Source organism: Hongsoonwoonella zoysiae, from assembly GCF_013266695.1.
Lineage (GTDB): Bacteria > Pseudomonadota > Alphaproteobacteria > Rhizobiales > Stappiaceae > Hongsoonwoonella > Hongsoonwoonella zoysiae.
Map to the genome: position 1 here is coordinate 544,952 of NZ_JABRXF010000001.1, position 18,348 is coordinate 563,299.

Genomic DNA, 18,348 nt, shown 5'->3' on the forward strand with positions numbered 1-18,348 from the left:
GGGAGCGACAGGCATGACAACATCGAAAAGCCCCCTCCTTTCCGTTCAGGACCTTTCCGTCGCCTTTTCTCAGGAAGGCAGGAAGACGCTTGCCGTCGACCACATTTCCTTCGACATCAATTCGGGAGAGACGGTCGCGCTTGTCGGCGAAAGCGGATCGGGTAAATCCGTCTCTGCGCTTTCGACCGTCCGGCTCCTGCCCTATCCGACAGCCTCGCATCCGAGCGGAGAGATCCTCTTCAAGGGCAGGGACATGCTCACCGCGAATGATGCAGCCCTGCGCAAGGTGCGCGGCAACGAGATCTCCATGATCTTCCAGGAACCGATGACGTCGCTCAATCCGCTGCATCAGGTGGAAAGGCAGATCGCCGAAGTCCTGAAGATCCACCGCGGCATGAGCGATACAGCAGCGCGCAAGCGCGTGCTTGAGCTTCTTGACCAGGTCGGCATCCCTCAGCCTGAAAAGCGGCTCCAGTCATACCCGCATCAGCTTTCCGGCGGGCAGCGCCAGCGCGTGATGATCGCCATGGCGCTCGCCAACGAACCCGATCTCCTGATCGCGGATGAACCGACGACGGCCCTCGACGTGACGGTGCAGGCGCAGATCCTCCAGCTTTTGAAGGATATCCAGCGCGACGTCGGCATGGCGATGCTCTTCATCACTCATGATCTCGGTATCGTGCGCAAGATTTCCGACCGTGTCTGCGTGATGACCGACGGCAAGATTGTGGAAAAGGGCGAGACGGAGGAAATTTTCTCCAACCCGCAACACGAGTACACGAAGCACCTTCTGGCGGCCGAGCCGAAGGGCAGCCCGCCCAAGACGGACACATCCAAGCCGATCGTGGTGAAGGCCGACGACCTGAAGGTCTGGTTTCCCGTCAAGCGCGGGTTCCTGCGCCGCACGGTCGATCACATCAAGGCCGTCGATGGGGTAAATATCTCCGTTCGCGAGGGGCAAACGCTCGGCATCGTCGGCGAAAGCGGATCGGGCAAGACGACGCTGGGTCTCGCCCTTCTCAGGATGATTTCTTCGACCGGCGAAATTTCCTTCCACGACAGGGATATCCAACAATTTTCGTGGAAGGAGATGCGCCCGCTCAGGCGCGACATGCAGATCGTCTTCCAGGACCCGTTCGGCTCACTCTCGCCGCGCATGTCGATCGCCGATATCGTGGGAGAAGGTCTCGCAGTGCATTTTCCCGGCATTTCACAGGAAGGGCGCGACGAACGCGTGGCCCATGCGCTTGAGGAGGTGGGCCTCGATGCCGCGACCCGCTTCCGTTACCCGCACGAGTTTTCGGGCGGCCAGCGCCAGCGCATCTCGATCGCCCGCGCCATGGTGCTGGAACCGAAATTCGTCATGCTCGACGAACCGACATCGGCGCTCGACATGAGCGTGCAGGCGCAGGTCGTCGATCTCCTGCGCGACCTGCAGAAGCGCCATGACCTTGCCTATCTCTTCATCTCGCATGATCTGAAGGTGGTGCGTGCCCTCGCCAACGACGTAATCGTCATGAAGGACGGCAAGGTGGTGGAATCAGGCCCGTCGGAGAAGGTTTTCGACCATCCGGAAACGGATTACACCAAGGCGCTGATGGCTGCCGCCTTCCGCCTTGAAACGGCGGGCGAAGGCATCGTCAGCCAGTAAAGCGGAAGATTTTTGGCGAAAGCGGCGTCAGAAAGCCGTGCGGGCCTTCAGCGCCTGCGTGAGCGTGCCCTCGTCGAGATAGTCGAGCTCTCCGCCGACGGGCACGCCGTGGGCAAGCTTGGTAACGCGCACGTCAAAGCCGGCAAGCCTGTCCGTCACGAAATGCGCCGTGGTCTGCCCTTCAACGGTCGCATTCACGGCCAGGATCACCTCGCTCACGCCGCCTGCCTCGACCCGGTCGACAAGCCCGCCGATGTTCAGATCGTCCGGCCCGATGCCGTCGAGCGGTGACAACGTGCCGCCAAGCACATGATAGCGGCAGTTGAGCGCCGCCGCCCGTTCGAGCGCCCAGAGATCGGCGACGTCCTCTACAACGAGAATGGTCGACGCATCGCGGCGCGGATCGGAGCAGATCGTGCAGGGGTCGCTCGTGTCCACCGTTCCGCAAGTCGAGCAGATGCCGACCTTTTCCACGGCGACATCCATCGCCTCGGCCAGAGGCGCAAGCAATTGCTCTTTCTTCTTGATCAGGTGAAGTGCCGCCCGGCGTGCCGAGCGCGGCCCCAGCCCCGGCAGTTTCGCCAGAAGCTGGATAAGGCGCTCGATCTCCGGGCCGGCGACGGAACGGCTCGACATTCGCCGGAATCCTGTGCTGTGCTCAGAACGGCAGCTTCATGCCGGCGGGCAGGCCAAGGCCGCCCATTAGTTCCTGCGTCTTTTCCTGCATGGCGGTTTCCGCCTTGGCCTTGGCGTCGTTAAAGGCGGCCATGATCAGGTCTTCCAGAATTTCGACCTCGTCCTCCTTGGCAAGCGACGGGTCGATCTTGAGGCCCTTCATCTCGCTCTTGCCGTTGAGGGTTACGGTGACAAGGCCAGCGCCCGCCGTGCCGGTCACCTCGATCTGGGCAACCTCTTCCTGAAGCGTGCCCATCTTTTCCTGAAGCTGCTTGGCCTGCTTCATCATCTTCATGAAGTCCATGGGATATCTCCGTCGATTGGAGCCAAATTGGTCTCGATCACTAGGTAGGTGACTTAAGCGTTCGGATCCTGATCGTCACCATCGAATTCGCCTTCATCCGGATTTTCCGGCACAGCCTCAGTGGGTGGCGCCTCGCCCTCCGGCGTTCTGACATGAACGTTTACGATCTCGGCACCTGGAAAGGCCGCAAGAAGTTCGGCGACCAAAGGTTCCGAGCGCGCATCGGTGAGAAGCTGGCGCTTGTTGGCCTCCCGCTCCTCGAAAAGCGTTGGTCTGCCCTGCGTGCGGCTGACGATGCAGATCCAGCGCGTGCCGGTCCATTCGGTAAGCTTGCGACCGAGGTTTCCGGCAAGGTCGGCATCGGCGTCCGGCGTCGGCTGAAACTCGATACGGCCCGGCTCGAAGCTGACGAGGCGCATGTTTCGCTCGATCGCCACCTTCAGCGGAATATCGCGCTTTTCGGCGGCAAGGGCAGCGCACTCGGCAAGCGACCTCGGCCCGTTCGCCACCGGCACGGGCGGGGCGGAGGCATCGGGCACCGGTGCTTCATCCACCTTCTGCTCCGGCGCACTTTCCACTGCCTTGAGTTGCGCCGACGGGCTGCCCGCCATGCGCGCGGAAGGTCCCTGACCTGGCGAAGCCGGGCCGGCCTGCGGTGTCGCCATTCGGGCCTGAACCGGCTGTCCGCCTGGCGCTTGCGGCGCCTGTCGGGCCGCCGCGCCTCCGCTGGTTGGCTGCGCACTCGCAGGTGGCAACGCGCCTTCCCTCAACGCCTTTAGCGCCTCTTCCGGGTCGGGAAGGTCGGCGGCGTAGGCAAGGCGCACCAGAACCATGTCGGCAGCCGCCAGCGGCTTGGGTGCTGCCTGCACTTCGGCAATCCCCTTCAGGAGAATCTGCCATGCCCGCGACAACAGCCTGAGCGAAAGTTTTTCGGCGAATTCCCGCCCGCGCGTGCGCTCGGCCTCGGTGACGGAGGCCTCGTCGCCGGCCTTCGGCACGATTTTTAGACGCGTGACGAGATGCGTGAAATCGGCGAGATCGGACAATACGACCACCGGGTCGGCGCCGCTGTCGTACTGCCCTTTCATTTCCTCAAGGGCAGACGCAGCGTCCCCCCTCATCACCTGCTCGAACAGGTCGATAACGCGTGCCCGGTCGGCAAGGCCCAGCATTTCGCGCACGTGTTCCGCGCCGATATGTCCTCCCCCATGGGCGATCGCCTGATCGAGCAGCGAAAGGCTGTCGCGGGCCGATCCTTCGCCCGCCCGCGCGATCAGCGCGAGCGCTTCGTCGGAAATGTCTATGTTTTCCTTGCCGGCGATATCGCGCAGGAGCGCGACAAGCTTTGCGGCGTCGATCCGGCGCAGGTCGAAGCGCTGACAGCGCGAAAGCACCGTCACCGGAACCTTGCGGATCTCAGTGGTGGCGAAAATGAACTTCACATGCTCCGGCGGCTCTTCCAGCGTCTTGAGCAGGCCGTTGAAGGCCGCGTTGGAGAGCATATGCACTTCGTCGATGATGTAGACCTTGTAGCGCGCGGAAGCCGGGCGGTAGCGCGCGGCGTCCGTGATCTCGCGAATGTCGCCGATACCGGTGTGCGAGGCCGCGTCCATCTCGATCACATCGACATGCCGGCCTTCCATAATCGCTTCGCAGTGGATGCCGGGTTTGTCGAGGCGGATGGTCGGCTGTTCGGCTTCGCCTGGGATCTCGTAGTTGAGGCCACGGGCAAGGATGCGCGCCGTCGTGGTCTTGCCGACACCTCGCACGCCCGTCAGCATCCAGGCTTGCGCGATGCGGCCCGTTTCGAAGGCATTCTGCAGCGTGCGCACCATCGGCTCCTGGCCGACGAGATCGTCGAAGGTCCTTGGGCGGTATTTGCGCGCGAGAACGCGATAGGCATCGTCTTTCTTGACGCCAAGGTCGAAGCCGGGTTCTGGGGGAGTCGTGCCGTCCATGGCCACCAGTTTACAGGCCTTGCGGCGCTCTGTCTCGCCAGGCGGCGTCTTGTCACCGCAATTCGGCGCGTCGAAGGCCGAACGCGCTGACGGCGAGGGTGGGAGGCCGGCACGATGACCCGTGCCGAAACTCGTTAGGGCTGCTTCCTTCCGGACCTGACCCGGTTGGCGAGTGGCTCGTCCACCACCAGCCTCCCGACCCCCTTATATCAGAAGGGGGGCACGGCTTGGCAAGGGGGCAGGGAGGGAATCTTTCGTCCTCTTCATTCTTCCTGTGTGGCCCTTTGCCTGAGTTCCCTGCGGATGATCTTGCCGGTCGTCGTCATCGGCAGTTCTTCGACGAATTCCACTTCGCGCGGGTATTCATGGGCGGCGAGGCGCGTCTTCACCCAATCCTGGATTTCCTTGGCAAGTTCACCGGATGGCTCGGCGTCCTCGTTCAGCACCACATAGGCCTTCACGATCTCGGTGCGAAGCTTGTCCGGTTTGCCGACGGCGGCCGCCATTTTCACTGCGGGATGGCCGATCAGGCAGTCCTCGATCTCGCCGGGGCCGATCCTGTATCCGGCGGAAGTGATCACGTCGTCGTCGCGCCCGACGAAGCGGATCCAGCCCGCTTCGTCCCTGATGCCGGTATCGCCGGTCAGCAACCAGTCGCCGGCGAATTTCGCCCGAGTCGCCTTCTCGTTTCGCCAGTAGCCGAGGAACATGACGGGGTCTGGCCTTTTGACCGCGATATTGCCAATCTCGCCGCTGGCGAGCGCCTGCCCGCCGTCGGTCACGATCGCAAGTTGGTGCCCCGGCACCGCGCGGCCCATGATGCCGGGCCGGGCGTTCATGATCGCCCCGCAGGAGGAGACGATCATGTTGCATTCCGTCTGGCCATAGAACTCGTTGATGGTCAGTCCGAAGACGCGCCTGCCCCAGTCGAGCAGTTCCGTGCCAAGCGTCTCCCCGCCGCTCGCCACGGATCGAAGGTTCAGCTCCCAGCGCTTTTCCGGACTTTCCACCTGCCGCATCATCTTCAATGCCGTCGGCGGCAGAAAGGCGTTGCGGATCTTCTGGTCCTGCAAAAGCTGGAACGCCGCCTCGCCTGTGAACTTGGAAAAGCGCCGTGCGACGACCGGAACGCCGTGATGAAGGGCCGGCATCAGGACGTCGAGAAGCCCGCCGATCCAGGCCCAGTCGGCAGGCGTCCAGATACGGTCGCCTTCCTGCGGAAAAAAGTCATGGCTCATTTCCACGCCCGGCAAATGGCCAAGGAGGACGCGATGGGCATGCAGCGCGCCCTTGGGCTGCCCCGTCGTGCCGGAGGTATAGATGATGACCGCCGGATCCTCCGCGCTCGTGTTGACGGGCGTGAAGTGATCGCTGTGACCCGCCATTTCCTCATGCAGATCGCGCGTGCCTATGTGCTTGCCGTCCACGGTGAAGACCTGGCGAAGCTCCGGCAATTGATCGCGAATCGGCAGGATCTTGTTGGCGCCGTCAGTGTTGGTGATGATCGCGCGCGCACCTGAATCCCTCAGCCGGAAAAGCAGAGCCTCCTCGCCGAAGAGCATGAAAAGCGGAATGGAGATCGCGCCCATCTTGTGGGCGGCGATATGCCCGAAGGCGGTCTCGGGCGCCTGCGGCAGCAGTATGCCGACCCTGTCGCCCTGGATGACGCCCGACGAGGTCAAGAGGTTTGCGAGCCTGTTTGAAAGCCGGCTCAGGTCGGAGAACGTGTAGTGCGACACGTTCTCTTCCTCGTCGATGAAGGTGAGTGCCAGACGGTCCGGATCGCGCGCCGCCCATTTGTCCGAAACGTCGACGCCCATGTTGAAGCGTTCCGGCACGTCCCAGCGGAACTTCTTCGTCAGGGCATCGTAGCTATCGGCTTTCGGCAGCATAAATTTCCTCCGCGCATCCCGTACGTTTTATCCAGTTTTGACCCGCAATCGCGAAAATGTCACGGGCGCGGCTTTCCGTCCTCTCCGGCAAGGGTATAGTCTCAGGCCGCGTTTCAGGAGCGTCCCCATGATCCCGTTCGATATCAACCCGAGGCTTGCCGGCGACACCTATCACGTGGCGGATCTGAAGCTTTGCGCCGTCAGGCTCATGAAGGATGCGAATTATCCCTGGCTGATCCTCGTTCCGAGAAAGCCGGACCTGATCGAACTGCTCGACCTTGAGGCGCCGGAACGCGCGGAACTGATGGAAGAGATCGCGCTCGCGAGCGAAGCGCTGCGCGAGACGACCGACTGCCAGAAGCTCAACGTCGCGGCCCTCGGCAATCAGGTCCCCCAGCTTCACATACATATCATCGCGCGTCATCAGGACGATCCCGCATGGCCCGGCCCCGTCTGGGGCGCTGCCAAACCCGTTGCCTATGATTCAGGCGAGCGCGACCGCCTGATTTCAGAACTTTCCGACCGTTTGAGCGCCTGATGTAAGCGCTTGTATCCAGCCACCCAGGGACGTTTTCCACTTCATGAGCCAGCATCGATTCGAACCCTTCGCCTATGCCGCAAATCCGCTCAACCGCCTTTCGGAGCATCGCGGCGATGCGGAATGGTTCGAGCGGCACCGAAATTCCGGTAATGCCCGCTTCGTGCTCTTTTCCGCCGACCGGCCCGTGGTCGACGTTTCCGGCAAGGAACTGAACATCTTCCACGAACGCACGCTCGCAAACGAGTTCGCGGCGGCATCGGATGAAACGGTGCTTCTCGGCTTCCGGCCGCAAACGGACGCTCCAGTCTTTTCAGTCCAGATTTCGGCGACCGAAGAAGAGATTGAAAAAAATAATGCGTTCAAGCTCATCGACATCCGCTCGCTCGCCATACAGGGCGCACTCCCGCCGGAAGATCTCGGCATTCTCGCCCAGGCCCGCGCGCTCGGCCACTGGCACATGACGCATGGCTTCTGCTCGCGCTGCGGCGAAAAGAGCGTCATGACGCAAGGCGGATACCGCCGCGACTGCTCGAACTGCGGCGGCCTGCATTTCCCGCGCACCGACCCGGTCGCGATCATGCTGATCACCGACGGTGACAATTGCCTGCTCGGCCGCCCGCCGCGCCTTGCCGAAGGCGTTTATTCAACACTCGCGGGCTTCATCGAGCCCGGAGAGACGGTGGAGGATGCCGTCCGCCGCGAGGTCTTCGAAGAGTCCGGCATCAAGGTCGGCAAGGTCGCCTATCGCGCAAGTCAGCCTTGGCCGTTTCCAGCCTCCCTCATGATCGGCTGCCGGGGCGAGGCGCTTTCACGCGACATCGCCATGGACGAAACGGAGCTGGAAGACTGCCGCTGGTTCTCCCGTGGCGAAGTACGGCAGATGATGGCGGGCGAACACGGGGAAGGCAAAATCATCCCGCCAGGCATTTCCATCGCCCATTGGCTGATCCGGGAATGGGTGGAGGGGCGATCCTGACCCCGCGACGCTTGTGGCCCGGCCGAGTGCTACTTATGTCAATGGCGAATGACCGTCGTTTCAAAGGACGCCAAGCAATATGATCGCCGCCGCCATCCGCGCCATGAGCCAGGTCTTCCAGCCCGCCTTCCGGGCGATTTTCTGGAAGTCGCTGGGGTTCACGCTTGCGGCGCTCTTTCTCATCTGGATAGCGCTGAACGGGCTTGTCGCCGGATTTGTCGACCTGCCTTACCCCTGGCTCGATACAGCGCTTTCAATCCTCACCGGCGTCGGCGCATTCATCGGCCTCGGCTTCCTCGTCGCCCCGGTCACGGCGATGTTCGCTGCAATTTTTCAGGACGATATCGCATTGATCGTCGAGCGCGAGGATTACCCTGCCGACGGTCCGGGTCGCGCCATGCCGCTGCCCGAAAGCATCTGGCTCACGGTGAAATTCACCGGCATCGTCATTCTCGCCAATATTTTCGCGCTGATGCTCCTGCTCGTGCCGGGCATCAATCTCGTCGCTTTCTTCCTGGTGAACGGTTACCTGCTGGGGCGGGAGTTCTTCGAATTCGCAGCAACGCGTTTCATGCCACAAGCAGATGCGAAGGCTTTGAGAAGGGCGCACGGCGCCACGGTATTTCTGGCGGGCCTCGTGATCGCAGGCGTTCTCGCCGTGCCGATCCTCAACCTCGTAACGCCGATCTTCGCCACCATTTTCATGGTGCATCTCTACAAGCGTCTGGCGAGAGGTAAGGCGGCCGCAGCCGACGCTCCGCCCTACCGTTCAACGTGATCGGATCTCATTTCAGGGAAGATCGAAGACCTTGCAAGGGTGGTCGCGAAAATCGCCGAATCCGCATCAGGACTTCAGCTTGCGCATGTTCCGCGTCCAGTAAAATGCGAGGCCGATGACAATCGCCACGGCAATGATCGGCCACACAAAGGCGAAAACGTCCAAACTTGTCATCGGCCCAAGCTCTTAAAGAATGCTCTGGCCCGTCTTCGCCCAGTCGGCAAGGAAGGCTTCAAGCCCCTTGTCGGTCAGCGGGTGCTTTGCAAGGCCCTTGAGAACCGCGGGCGGCACCGTCGCCACATCCGCGCCCACAAGCGCGCAATCCTTCACATGGTTGGCACTGCGGATCGAGGCCGCGAGGATTTCCGTCTCGAAGCCGTAATTGTCGTAGATCACGCGGATTTCGCGAATGATCTCCAGCCCGTCGAGGTGGATATCGTCAAGGCGGCCGATGAAGGGCGAAATGAAGCTTGCACCGGCCTTTGCGGCCAGCAACGCCTGGTTTGCGGAAAAGCAGAGCGTCACATTCACCATCTGACCGTTGTCGGAAAGGGCGCGGCAAGCCTTGAGGCCGTTCAACGTCAGCGGCACCTTGATGGCGATATTGTCAGCGATTTTGCCGAGCACTTCTGCTTCGGCCATCATGTCCTTGAATTCGGTGGCCGTGACTTCCGCCGAAACCGGGCCTTCGACGATCCCGCAAATCTCGGCGATAACCTCCTTCATCGGGCGGCCCGCTTTCATGATGAGCGAGGGGTTGGTGGTCACGCCGTCAAGCAGGCCGATATCGGCGAGTTCCTTGATTTCGGCGGTGTCGGCGGTATCGACGAAGAATTTCATGGGACACGGGCTCCATTTCTCGAGCGTCAATCGGGCCGGCGCGGCGGATTCAGGCAAATCCTACTTTGGGAAAGCGGCTGGAGTTTACCTCCAATCCTCGCTTGGTCCGAATTCGCCGTCTCTTTAACGTAGGATGAGGATAAGGAACACCCCCTGATTCGCCCGGCGTGCGCCCACTGCAGGCCAAACTCCGGAAAATTCTCAAGGTCTGTAGCATCCGTGCTCTTCGATGACGAAATCCTGGATGGTTCTCTGCCCGTAACGGTGAGCGTTCTCGTGCCCGTCGCCGTGGCGGATGCCTACAGCTACCGGGTTCCGGCAGGCCTCCACGTGCGCCCCGGCTCTATCGTGCGTGTGCCGCTCGGCCCCCGCGAGGTGATCGGCGTCGTGCGCGATATCGAGGAAGGTGCCGAAGTCTCACGAAGCAAGCTGAAAGACATCCTGCACGTCTATGGCGATGTGCCGCCGCTGAAGCCCGATCTCATGCAATTCCTCGACTGGGTAGCGAACTGGACTTTGTCTCCGCCTGGAATGGTCGCGCGCATGGTGCTCAGGTCCGAGGAAGCGCTCGAGCCCGAGGCGCCGCTGCCCGGCGTGCGCAAGGTGAAAGGTGTGGAGATCGAGCGTGTGACGAAGGCGCGCGCCCGCGTGCTCGAGCTTGTCGAAGACGGCTTCGCCTGGACGAAAAGCGGCCTTGCGGGAGCTGCCGGCGTCAGCCCGTCCGTTGTGGACGGGTTAATTTCCCACGGCGTGCTGGAGGTCGTCTCCATGCCGGCAAGCCCGCCGCCGCCGGCACCCGAGCCGGACCGTGAGGGACCATCGCTCACGCCTGCGCAAGGGGAAGCGGTCGCCAAGCTGCGCGCCGCGATCGGCAAGGGCTTTTCGGTTTTCCTCATCGACGGCGTGACAGGCTCGGGCAAGACGGAAGTCTATTTCGAAGCGGTCGCCGAGGCGATTCGCCAGGACAAACAGGTCCTTCTGCTCCTTCCCGAGATTTCGTTGACCAGCCAGTTTATCGACCGGTTCGAAGCCCGCTTCGGCGCGCGTCCCGCCGAATGGCATTCCGACGTTCCGCCGAAAAAACGCGCCCGCGTCTGGCGCGGCACGGCGAGCGGCGATGTGAAGGTGGTCGTCGGCGCCCGTTCCGCTCTCTTTCTCCCCTTCAAGGACCTTGGCCTGATCGTCGTCGATGAGGAGCACGACACCGCCTACAAGCAGGAGGACAGGGTTTCCTACAACGCCCGGGACATGGCGGTGGTCCGGGGCAAGATCAGCAGCTTTCCTGTTGCCCTCGCCTCCGCGACCCCATCCGTCGAAAGCCAGGTGAATGCGAGTGCCGGCCGTTACACGAGGCTGGAACTGCCCGAGCGGGCATCTGGCGCAGCCCTTCCCGAAATCATCCCCATCGACATGCGCACCGAAGGGCCTGAACGCGGGCGCTGGCTTGCGCCCAAGCTCGTCGAGGCTTTGGCCGAGACAGTTGCCGACGGTGCGCAGGCCCTCCTGTTCCTGAACCGGCGCGGATATGCTCCCCTCACGCTTTGCCGCACCTGCGGCCACCGCTTCCATTGCCCCAACTGCTCGACATGGCTGGTCGAACACCGCTTTCGCGGCAGGCTCCAGTGCCACCACTGCGGCTATAGCGAGCCGGTGCCGTCCGCTTGCCCGAGCTGCGGAAATGCGGAAACGCTGGTCGCCTGCGGACCGGGGGTGGAGCGGATCGCGGAGGAGATCGCCGATATCCTGCCCGACGCGCATACGCTCGTGCTTTCCTCCGATCTTCCAGGCGGGCCGGACAGGCTCAGGCGCGAAATGAAGGTGATCGCCGAAGGCGGGGCCGATATCGTCATCGGCACGCAGCTTGTCGCCAAGGGCCATAATTTCCCGCTCATGCGCCTTGTCGGCGTTGTGGATGCCGATCTTGGCCTGGCGCATGGCGATCCCCGCGCGGGCGAGCGCAGCTTCCAGATCATTTCGCAGGTGACGGGCCGCGCCGGGCGCATCGCCGGTCAGGGCCGCGGTTTCCTCCAGACCTATGCGCCGGAACACCCGGTCATCAAGGCGCTTCTGGCGAACGACCGCGATGCCTTTTACAAAAGCGAAATCGAGGCGCGCCGCGCCGCCGGACTGCCGCCTTTCGGACGCCTCGCCGCACTGATCTTTTCAGGCACCGATCGCAACCAGACGGCGGATTTCGCAAGAGCCGTGGTACGCTCCGCCCCGCACGATCAATCCGTCACGCTGCTCGGCCCCGCAGAAGCCGCCCTTGCCCTGGTTCGGGGCCGTCACCGGTTCCGCGCCCTCGTCATGGCCCCGCGCGCCTTCGACCTTCAGGCCTATCTCAGACAATGGTTGAAGGCGGCGCCGAAACCCAGGGCCTCGCTTCGCCTCCAGGTCGACGTCGATCCGCAAAGCTTCTTGTGACCGGCATCCACGCTTTTTGTTGAGATCGGCGGGCGTTTTGCCTGTCATCGGTCTTGCCGGGCGCGGGGAAAAGACATAAGGATCGTCCGCGGTGGCGGCGAAAGCCGGCATTTGCGGGCATTTCCGGGCCGTCAGGCGCTGTTGCGCAGGGAGAAAGCCTGTGCTATGCGGAGCGCGGCTTCGGGGGATCGGACTTGGCTTTCGGCCCTCAAAACCACCAATAATGACGAATTTTCAAAGCCTTGCTGACAGCTCAGCTGAAAGCTCCGGCACCAACCTGCGTCAGAGAGCACGGATCCTGTGACTGACAACGTATCTCTCATCTCAGGCGTGGCCTCACGATACGCAACGGCGCTCCTCGAGCTTGCCGAAGACCAGAAGGCCGTAGAAGCCGTCGAGAATGATCTCGACGGCTTCGAGAAGCTTCTGGGCGAAAGCGCCGATCTCCGCCGTCTCGTGCAGAGCCCCGTTTTCTCCGCCGACGAGCAGCTCAAGGCTCTCTCCGCAATCCTCGACAAGGCCGGCCTCAAGGGCCTTGCGGCGAACTTCCTGAAGCTTGCCGCCAAGAACCGCCGCCTTTTCGCCGTGCCCGGCATGATCGCGGCCTTCCGTGCCGCCCTTGCCGTCAAGCGCGGAGAATCCACCGCGGAAGTCACGTCCGCGGCCCCTCTTTCCGACGATCAGGTGGAGGCGCTGAAGAAGGCGCTTCATGAATCGACCGGAAAGACCGTAAAGATTTCCGCGAAGGTCGATCCTGAACTGATCGGCGGCCTGATCGTCAAGGTCGGCAGCCGGATGATCGACACTTCGCTGAAGACCAAACTCAATTCCCTCAAATTCGCGATGAAAGAGGTCGGCTGATGGATATTCGGGCCGCGGAAATCTCCGCCATCCTCAAGGAGCAGATCAAGAATTTCGGCCAGGAAGCCGAAGTTTCCGAGGTCGGCCAGGTTCTTTCCGTAGGTGACGGCATCGCCCGCGTCTACGGTCTGGACAAGGTCCAGGCCGGCGAAATGGTCGAGTTCCCAGGTGGCATCAAGGGCATGGCCCTCAACCTGGAAAGCGACAACGTCGGCGTCGTTATCTTCGGCTCCGACCGTGACATCAAGGAAGGCGACACGGTCAAGCGGACCGGCGCCATCGTGGAAGTCCCGGTCGGCAAGGGCCTCCTCGGCCGCGTCGTCGACCCGCTCGGCAACCCGCTCGACGGCAAGGGCCCGATCGAAGCGACGGAACGCCGCCGCGTGGACGTGAAGGCACCGGGCATCCTGCCGCGCAAGTCGGTACACGAGCCGATGTCGACGGGCCTGAAGGCCATTGACGCGCTCATCCCGATCGGCCGCGGCCAGCGCGAGCTCGTCATCGGCGACCGCCAGACCGGCAAGACCGCGATCCTGCTCGACAGCTTCTTGAACCAGAAGCCCCTCAACCAGAGTGACGACGAGCACCAGAAGCTTTACTGCGTCTATGTCGCCATTGGCCAGAAGCGCTCCACCGTTGCCCAGTTCGTGAAGGTTCTGGAAGACAACGGCGCGCTCGAATATTCCATCGTCATCGCCGCCACCGCGTCCGACCCGGCGCCGCTGCAGTTCCTGGCGCCGTTCTCCGGCACCGCCATGGGCGAATTCTTCCGCGACAACGGCATGCACGCGGTTATCGGCTACGACGATCTGTCCAAACAGGCCGTCGCCTACCGCCAGATGTCGCTGCTGCTTCGCCGCCCGCCGGGACGTGAAGCTTACCCGGGCGACGTTTTCTACCTCCACTCGCGCCTGCTTGAGCGCGCCGCCAAGCTGAACGAGGACCACGGCAGCGGCTCGCTGACCGCGCTTCCCGTCATCGAGACGCAGGGCAACGACGTGTCGGCGTTTATTCCGACGAACGTGATTTCGATCACCGACGGCCAGATCTTCCTCGAGACGGATCTGTTCTACCAGGGCGTTCGCCCGGCGGTGAACGTCGGCCTGTCGGTGTCGCGCGTGGGCTCTTCGGCCCAGATCAAGGCGATGAAGCAGGTCGCCGGCAAGATCAAGGGCGAGCTGGCGCAGTACCGCGAAATGGCGGCCTTCGCCCAGTTCGGCTCCGACCTCGATGCCACGACGCAGCGTCTTCTCAATCGTGGCGCCCGCCTGACCGAGCTTCTCAAGCAGCCCCAGTTCTCCCCGCTCAAGACGGAAGAACAGGTCGCGGTCATCTACGCCGGCGTGAACGGCTATCTCGACAAGCTTCCGGTCGACAAGGTTCGCGAGTTCGAGGAAGGCCTGCTCTTGAACCTGCGCGCCGAGCACAAGGATCTGCTCGACGCGATCTGGGAGAAAAAGGCCCTCGACGACGAGCTTGAAGGCAAGCTCAAGTCGGCGGTCGAGGCTTACGCCAAGAACTTCGCCTGAACGGCTGACCGGACGAAGGAGTAGGGGCGGCAATGGCCAGCCTTAAGGACCTCAGAAACCGCATCGCCTCGGTTAAGGCGACGCAGAAGATCACCAAGGCCATGCAGATGGTGGCCGCGGCGAAGCTGCGTCGCGCCCAGGAAGCAGCGGAAGCCGCGCGCCCCTATGCCGAGCGCATGGAAACCGTGCTGGCAAATCTCGCGGTCGCCTATGAGGGCCGCGAGGATGCTCCGGCCCTTTTGAAGGGCACCGGCGGCGATCAGGTGCATCTGCTTGTCGTCGCCACCGCCGAGCGCGGGCTTTGCGGCGCTTTCAACACGTCGATCGCCAAGCTCGCGCGCGACCATGCCCGCAGGCTCATCGCCGACGGCAAGACGGTGAAGATCCTCTGCGTCGGCAAGAAGGGCTATGACGTGCTCAAGCGCGAGCTGTCGCAGCACATCATCGACACGGTCGATCTCAGAAGCGTGAAGCAGATCGGCTTCAAGCATGCCGACGAGATCGGCGCGCGCGTGCTGAAGATGTTCGACGATGGCGAGTTCGACGTCTGTACGCTGTTCTATTCGCGCTTCAAGTCGGTGATCAGCCAGGTCCCGACCGAGCAGCAGCTCATTCCCGCCGTCTTCGAAAAGGACGAGAACGCCGAGGGCGTCGTCTACGAATACGAGCCGGGCGAGGAGGAGATTCTCTCCGATCTGTTGCCGCGCAACATCTCCGTCCAGCTCTTCCGCGCGTTGCTTGAAAACGTCGCGGGCGAGATGGGCGCAAAGATGACGGCGATGGACAATGCCACGCGCAACGCCGGCGAGATGATCGACAAGCTGACGATCACCTACAACCGCCAGCGCCAGGCGCAGATCACCAAGGAACTCATCGAAATCATTTCGGGCGCCGAGGCGCTCTGAACCGATCGACACGAGGATTGAAGAGATGGCTGACAAGACAGTCGGACGGATTACCCAGGTCATCGGCGCCGTTGTCGACGTTCAGTTCGACGACCATCTGCCGGCGATCCTGAACGCATTGGAAGTCGACAACCAGGGCACGCGCCTCGTTCTCGAGGTTGCCCAGCACCTCGGCGAGAACACGGTCCGCACCATTGCCATGGACGGCACGGAAGGTCTCGTCCGCGGCCAGGAGGCGGCGGACACCGGCGAACCGATCGCCGTGCCCGTGGGCGACGGTCTGCTCGGCCGCATCATGAACGTCATCGGCGAGCCGGTCGACGAAGCAGGCCCGATCAAGCATGACACCAAGCGCGCCATTCACCAGGATGCGCCGACGTTCATCGAACAGTCGACCGAGGCGGAAATCCTGGTCACCGGCATCAAGGTCGTGGACCTGCTGGCTCCATACGCCAAGGGCGGCAAGATCGGCCTGTTCGGCGGCGCCGGCGTCGGCAAGACCGTTCTGATCATGGAGCTTATCAACAACGTCGCCAAGGCGCACGGCGGTTACTCCGTCTTCGCCGGCGTCGGCGAACGTACCCGTGAAGGCAATGACCTTTACTGGGAAATGATCGAATCCGGCGTGAACAAGGAAGGCGGCGGAGAAGGTTCCAAGGCCGCTCTGGTTTACGGCCAGATGAACGAGCCTCCGGGAGCCCGCGCCCGCGTCGCGCTGACGGGCCTAACGGTCGCCGAGCATTTCCGCGACCAGGGCCAGGACGTGCTGTTCTTCGTGGACAACATCTTCCGCTTCACGCAGGCGGGTTCGGAAGTGTCGGCCCTTCTCGGCCGTATCCCCTCCGCCGTGGGCTATCAGCCGACCCTTGCCACCGACATGGGCAGCATGCAGGAGCGCATCACGACGACGACCAAGGGTTCGATCACGTCAGTGCAGGCTGTTTACGTGCCCGCCGACGATCTGACTGACCCGGCCCCGGCCTCCACCTTCGCTCACCTCGACGCGACGACGGTTCTGAGCCGCTCCATCGCCGAAAAGGGCATCTATCCGGCCGTGGATCCGCTCGATTCCACCTCGCGCATGCTCGACCCGCGCATCATCGGTGAAGAGCATTACGAGACCGCCCGCCGCGTGCAGGAAACGCTGCAGCGCTACAAGGCGCTTCAGGACATCATCGCGATCCTGGGCATGGATGAGCTTTCAGAAGAAGACAAGCTCACCGTCGCCCGCGCCCGCAAGGTCGAGCGCTTCCTGTCGCAGCCGTTCTTCGTGGCCGAGGTCTTCACCGGTTCGCCGGGCAAGCTCGTCGCGCTCGAGGACACCATCAAGGGCTTCAAAGGCCTTGTGAACGGCGAATACGACCACCTCCCGGAAGCTGCCTTTTATATGGTCGGTACGATGGAAGAGGCGGTCGAAAAGGCTCAGCGGCTCGCCGCTGAAGCCGCGTAACGCGAAACGGGACGAGACAGGCCGATGGCGGAAGCATTTCATTTCGAGCTCGTCGCGCCGGAGCGCCTTCTCGTGTCGGACGAGGCGATCGAGGTCGTCGTGCCCGGCACCGAGGGCCAGTTCGGCGTCATGAAGGGGCATGCCCCCCTTATGTCGACGATCCGGCCGGGCATCCTCAAGGTGCGTCGGCCGAACGGCAACGTGGACGAATATTTCGTGCGCGGCGGCTTCGCGGAAGCCGGCGCCGAGGCTCTGACGGTTCTGGCCGAGCAGGCGATTCCGGTTCAGGATCTGAACGCCGAGGAAATCCGTTCCCAGATCCAGGACGCCGAGGAAGACGTCAAGGACGCAAAGAACGATGAAGCGAAGCAGGCCGCGGAAACACTGCTTTCCCAGCTTCGCGAGGTCGAGGCGGCGCTCAAGGCTTCCTGACGCGCTAGTCAACATCACGAAACACAAAACGCCCGGTCATTTGGCCGGGCGTTTTCTATTAGGGGCATAAAAACGAAAACCCCGGCCAGATGACCGGGGTCTCATGAATTTTTCGCGTGTTGCCTAGCGATACAATTCCGCTTCAGGCGGCGATGCGGCGCTGCTGGCTCACCTGCGAATTCTCGCGCTGGCGGCGACGCTCTTCCGGCGAAATATAGACAAGCGCATGGTGTTCGGCGCAATAGGAAATACCGGCCTCGACGCGGTTCTGGCAGGGGAAGTAGTAGTCTCCGCCCGTGCCCTCGGCCCATTTGCACTGTCCGGCGCGCGGCAATCTCTGTACGGTCATGACGTCAAATCCTTCTTGTCCGGCGTCGCGGACCGGAAGCCCGATCGCGCCAGCGGGTGGTTTTTGGAATTTTCCATAAAAAGACCCGTCCGGCGGAATGACCGACCGCGGGTCTCATTTTCATCGAGACGTTATATACGCAATGTGGCGTCATTCCGCAACCGCAGTGCACAATTTCAGCCATGCGAATGCTGCAATGCAGAAATGATCGTAAACCGATGGATTAGCCCACAGCCGCTTTCGGCTCAGGCTTCCTTTTCCTCGCGCAGGTTCGTCACCGCGCGGCGGTTTTGCGCCTTGCATTCAATGTCGTCGCAATCGCGCACGAGCCGTTCCATACCATAACCCTTCGCCCAAAGGCGGTCCGGCGCAACACCCTTGGAGACAAGATAGGCCATAACGGCATCCGCCCGCTTCTGGGAAAGGGCCACATTCGCCGCCTCTTCGCCGGGGTCGTCGGCAAAACCCTGGATCTTGGCGTACCAGTTCGGGTTGGCCTTCAGGAATTCGGCCTGGCTGTCGAGGGTCATCTTCGCCGTATCGTCAAGCGCGGCGGACCCTTTTGCGAAATAGGTGCGCCTGCCGACGTTGACGATGAAATCCTGCTCGCTACCGGCTGAAATTTTCTCAAATCCCGCCGCCGTCGCGTTGGTAACATCCGGCGTTGTCGCCGCCTCGAGCGTGTTGCAACCGGATAGGGCAAGGGCCGCTAGCACGACCGCAAAAGGGGCGCCCATGGCAGCACGGCGAAGAGTAGATGTTGTCATGGGCAATCTCCTTGAG

Annotated in this window: 17 protein-coding genes and 1 other RNA gene; 10 read left to right on the forward strand and 8 right to left on the reverse strand. The window is 62.5% G+C overall.

The window, feature by feature from the left end:
• Positions 1 to 13 precede the first annotated feature (13 nt).
• Complete coding sequence (locus HPQ64_RS02510; protein WP_172886804.1) at positions 14 to 1,651, forward strand: ABC transporter ATP-binding protein; 1,638 nt, start codon at positions 14 to 16, stop codon at positions 1,649 to 1,651.
• Between the two features lie 27 nt (positions 1,652 to 1,678).
• On the opposite strand, the gene recR is transcribed toward HPQ64_RS02510, so the two are convergent.
• The 5 genes from recR to HPQ64_RS02535 all read right to left on the reverse strand — a co-directional run bounded on the left by recR (position 1,679) and on the right by HPQ64_RS02535 (position 6,480).
• Positions 1,679 to 2,287 (reverse strand): recombination mediator RecR, encoded by a 609-nt coding sequence (gene recR / locus HPQ64_RS02515; protein ID WP_172886805.1) that lies wholly within the window; start codon positions 2,285 to 2,287, stop codon positions 1,679 to 1,681.
• Between the two features lie 22 nt (positions 2,288 to 2,309).
• Positions 2,310 to 2,630: a YbaB/EbfC family nucleoid-associated protein gene (locus HPQ64_RS02520; protein WP_160777074.1), complete on the reverse strand. Its 321-nt coding sequence runs from the start codon at positions 2,628 to 2,630 to the stop codon at positions 2,310 to 2,312.
• Between the two features lie 53 nt (positions 2,631 to 2,683).
• Positions 2,684 to 4,588, reverse strand: a complete 1,905-nt coding sequence (locus HPQ64_RS02525; RefSeq protein ID WP_172886806.1) for a DNA polymerase III subunit gamma/tau — start codon at positions 4,586 to 4,588, stop codon at positions 2,684 to 2,686.
• A gap of 98 nt (positions 4,589 to 4,686) precedes the next feature.
• Positions 4,687 to 4,784, reverse strand: an RNA gene (ffs, locus tag HPQ64_RS02530) — signal recognition particle sRNA small type.
• A 67-nt stretch (positions 4,785 to 4,851) separates the two neighbouring features.
• Positions 4,852 to 6,480: an acyl-CoA synthetase gene (locus HPQ64_RS02535; protein WP_172886807.1), complete on the reverse strand. Its 1,629-nt coding sequence runs from the start codon at positions 6,478 to 6,480 to the stop codon at positions 4,852 to 4,854.
• Positions 6,481 to 6,607: 127 nt separating this feature from the next.
• On the opposite strand from HPQ64_RS02535, the gene HPQ64_RS02540 reads away from it, so the two are divergent.
• The 3 genes from HPQ64_RS02540 (at position 6,608) to HPQ64_RS02550 (ending at position 8,775) form a co-directional block, all read left to right on the forward strand.
• Positions 6,608 to 7,018 (forward strand): HIT domain-containing protein, encoded by a 411-nt coding sequence (locus tag HPQ64_RS02540; protein WP_172886808.1) that lies wholly within the window; start codon positions 6,608 to 6,610, stop codon positions 7,016 to 7,018.
• Positions 7,019 to 7,061: 43 nt separating this feature from the next.
• Positions 7,062 to 7,997 (forward strand): NAD(+) diphosphatase, encoded by a 936-nt coding sequence (nudC, locus tag HPQ64_RS02545; protein WP_172886809.1) that lies wholly within the window; start codon positions 7,062 to 7,064, stop codon positions 7,995 to 7,997.
• A gap of 79 nt (positions 7,998 to 8,076) precedes the next feature.
• Positions 8,077 to 8,775 (forward strand): sulfate transporter family protein, encoded by a 699-nt coding sequence (locus HPQ64_RS02550; protein ID WP_172886810.1) that lies wholly within the window; start codon positions 8,077 to 8,079, stop codon positions 8,773 to 8,775.
• A 186-nt stretch (positions 8,776 to 8,961) separates the two neighbouring features.
• On the opposite strand, the gene fsa is transcribed toward HPQ64_RS02550, so the two are convergent.
• The gene (gene fsa, locus HPQ64_RS02555; RefSeq protein WP_172886811.1) at positions 8,962 to 9,615 is read right to left on the reverse strand and encodes a fructose-6-phosphate aldolase; all 654 of its coding nucleotides are present in this window, start codon (positions 9,613 to 9,615) and stop codon (positions 8,962 to 8,964) included.
• A gap of 219 nt (positions 9,616 to 9,834) precedes the next feature.
• On the opposite strand from fsa, the gene HPQ64_RS02560 reads away from it, so the two are divergent.
• From HPQ64_RS02560 to HPQ64_RS02585, 6 genes are all read left to right on the forward strand, one after another.
• Positions 9,835 to 12,039 carry a primosomal protein N' gene (locus tag HPQ64_RS02560; RefSeq protein ID WP_343035893.1) on the forward strand — a complete coding sequence of 735 codons (2,205 nt, stop codon included), beginning with the start codon at positions 9,835 to 9,837 and terminating at the stop codon, positions 12,037 to 12,039.
• 300 nt (positions 12,040 to 12,339) lie between these two features.
• The gene (locus tag HPQ64_RS02565) at positions 12,340 to 12,900 is read left to right on the forward strand and encodes a F0F1 ATP synthase subunit delta (RefSeq protein WP_172886812.1); all 561 of its coding nucleotides are present in this window, start codon (positions 12,340 to 12,342) and stop codon (positions 12,898 to 12,900) included.
• Positions 12,900 to 14,429, forward strand: coding sequence for a F0F1 ATP synthase subunit alpha (gene atpA, locus HPQ64_RS02570; protein ID WP_172886813.1), 1,530 nt, complete (start codon positions 12,900 to 12,902; stop codon positions 14,427 to 14,429). The genes HPQ64_RS02565 and atpA overlap by 1 nt, the downstream gene beginning before the upstream one ends.
• A gap of 32 nt (positions 14,430 to 14,461) precedes the next feature.
• Positions 14,462 to 15,334 carry a F0F1 ATP synthase subunit gamma gene (locus HPQ64_RS02575; RefSeq protein WP_172886814.1) on the forward strand — a complete coding sequence of 291 codons (873 nt, stop codon included), beginning with the start codon at positions 14,462 to 14,464 and terminating at the stop codon, positions 15,332 to 15,334.
• A 25-nt stretch (positions 15,335 to 15,359) separates the two neighbouring features.
• The gene (gene atpD, locus HPQ64_RS02580; protein WP_210260062.1) at positions 15,360 to 16,784 is read left to right on the forward strand and encodes a F0F1 ATP synthase subunit beta; all 1,425 of its coding nucleotides are present in this window, start codon (positions 15,360 to 15,362) and stop codon (positions 16,782 to 16,784) included.
• Between the two features lie 24 nt (positions 16,785 to 16,808).
• Positions 16,809 to 17,216 (forward strand): F0F1 ATP synthase subunit epsilon, encoded by a 408-nt coding sequence (locus HPQ64_RS02585; protein ID WP_172886815.1) that lies wholly within the window; start codon positions 16,809 to 16,811, stop codon positions 17,214 to 17,216.
• 142 nt (positions 17,217 to 17,358) lie between these two features.
• Here HPQ64_RS02585 and HPQ64_RS02590 read toward each other — a convergent pair whose 3' ends face one another.
• Together HPQ64_RS02590 and HPQ64_RS02595 are read right to left on the reverse strand one after the other, a co-directional pair.
• Entirely contained in the window at positions 17,359 to 17,565 is a 207-nt protein-coding gene (locus HPQ64_RS02590; protein WP_172886816.1) for a hypothetical protein, read from the reverse strand.
• 245 nt (positions 17,566 to 17,810) lie between these two features.
• Entirely contained in the window at positions 17,811 to 18,302 is a 492-nt protein-coding gene (locus tag HPQ64_RS02595) for an OmpA family protein (protein WP_425483805.1), read from the reverse strand.
• Positions 18,303 to 18,348: the final 46 nt, after the last annotated feature.

Coding starts and splice junctions, on each gene's coding strand:
- HPQ64_RS02510 (WP_172886804.1), top strand. CDS start 14: ATGACAACATCGAAAAGCCCCCTCCTTTCCGTTCAGGACCTTTCCGTC.
- recR (WP_172886805.1), bottom strand. CDS start 2,287: ATGTCGAGCCGTTCCGTCGCCGGCCCGGAGATCGAGCGCCTTATCCAG.
- HPQ64_RS02520 (WP_160777074.1), bottom strand. CDS start 2,630: ATGGACTTCATGAAGATGATGAAGCAGGCCAAGCAGCTTCAGGAAAAG.
- HPQ64_RS02525 (WP_172886806.1), bottom strand. CDS start 4,588: ATGGACGGCACGACTCCCCCAGAACCCGGCTTCGACCTTGGCGTCAAG.
- HPQ64_RS02535 (WP_172886807.1), bottom strand. CDS start 6,480: ATGCTGCCGAAAGCCGATAGCTACGATGCCCTGACGAAGAAGTTCCGC.
- HPQ64_RS02540 (WP_172886808.1), top strand. CDS start 6,608: ATGATCCCGTTCGATATCAACCCGAGGCTTGCCGGCGACACCTATCAC.
- nudC (WP_172886809.1), top strand. CDS start 7,062: ATGAGCCAGCATCGATTCGAACCCTTCGCCTATGCCGCAAATCCGCTC.
- HPQ64_RS02550 (WP_172886810.1), top strand. CDS start 8,077: ATGATCGCCGCCGCCATCCGCGCCATGAGCCAGGTCTTCCAGCCCGCC.
- fsa (WP_172886811.1), bottom strand. CDS start 9,615: ATGAAATTCTTCGTCGATACCGCCGACACCGCCGAAATCAAGGAACTC.
- atpA (WP_172886813.1), top strand. CDS start 12,900: ATGGATATTCGGGCCGCGGAAATCTCCGCCATCCTCAAGGAGCAGATC.
- HPQ64_RS02575 (WP_172886814.1), top strand. CDS start 14,462: ATGGCCAGCCTTAAGGACCTCAGAAACCGCATCGCCTCGGTTAAGGCG.
- atpD (WP_210260062.1), top strand. CDS start 15,360: ATGGCTGACAAGACAGTCGGACGGATTACCCAGGTCATCGGCGCCGTT.
- HPQ64_RS02585 (WP_172886815.1), top strand. CDS start 16,809: ATGGCGGAAGCATTTCATTTCGAGCTCGTCGCGCCGGAGCGCCTTCTC.
- HPQ64_RS02590 (WP_172886816.1), bottom strand. CDS start 17,565: ATGACCGTACAGAGATTGCCGCGCGCCGGACAGTGCAAATGGGCCGAG.
- HPQ64_RS02595 (WP_425483805.1), bottom strand. CDS start 18,302: ATGGGCGCCCCTTTTGCGGTCGTGCTAGCGGCCCTTGCCCTATCCGGT.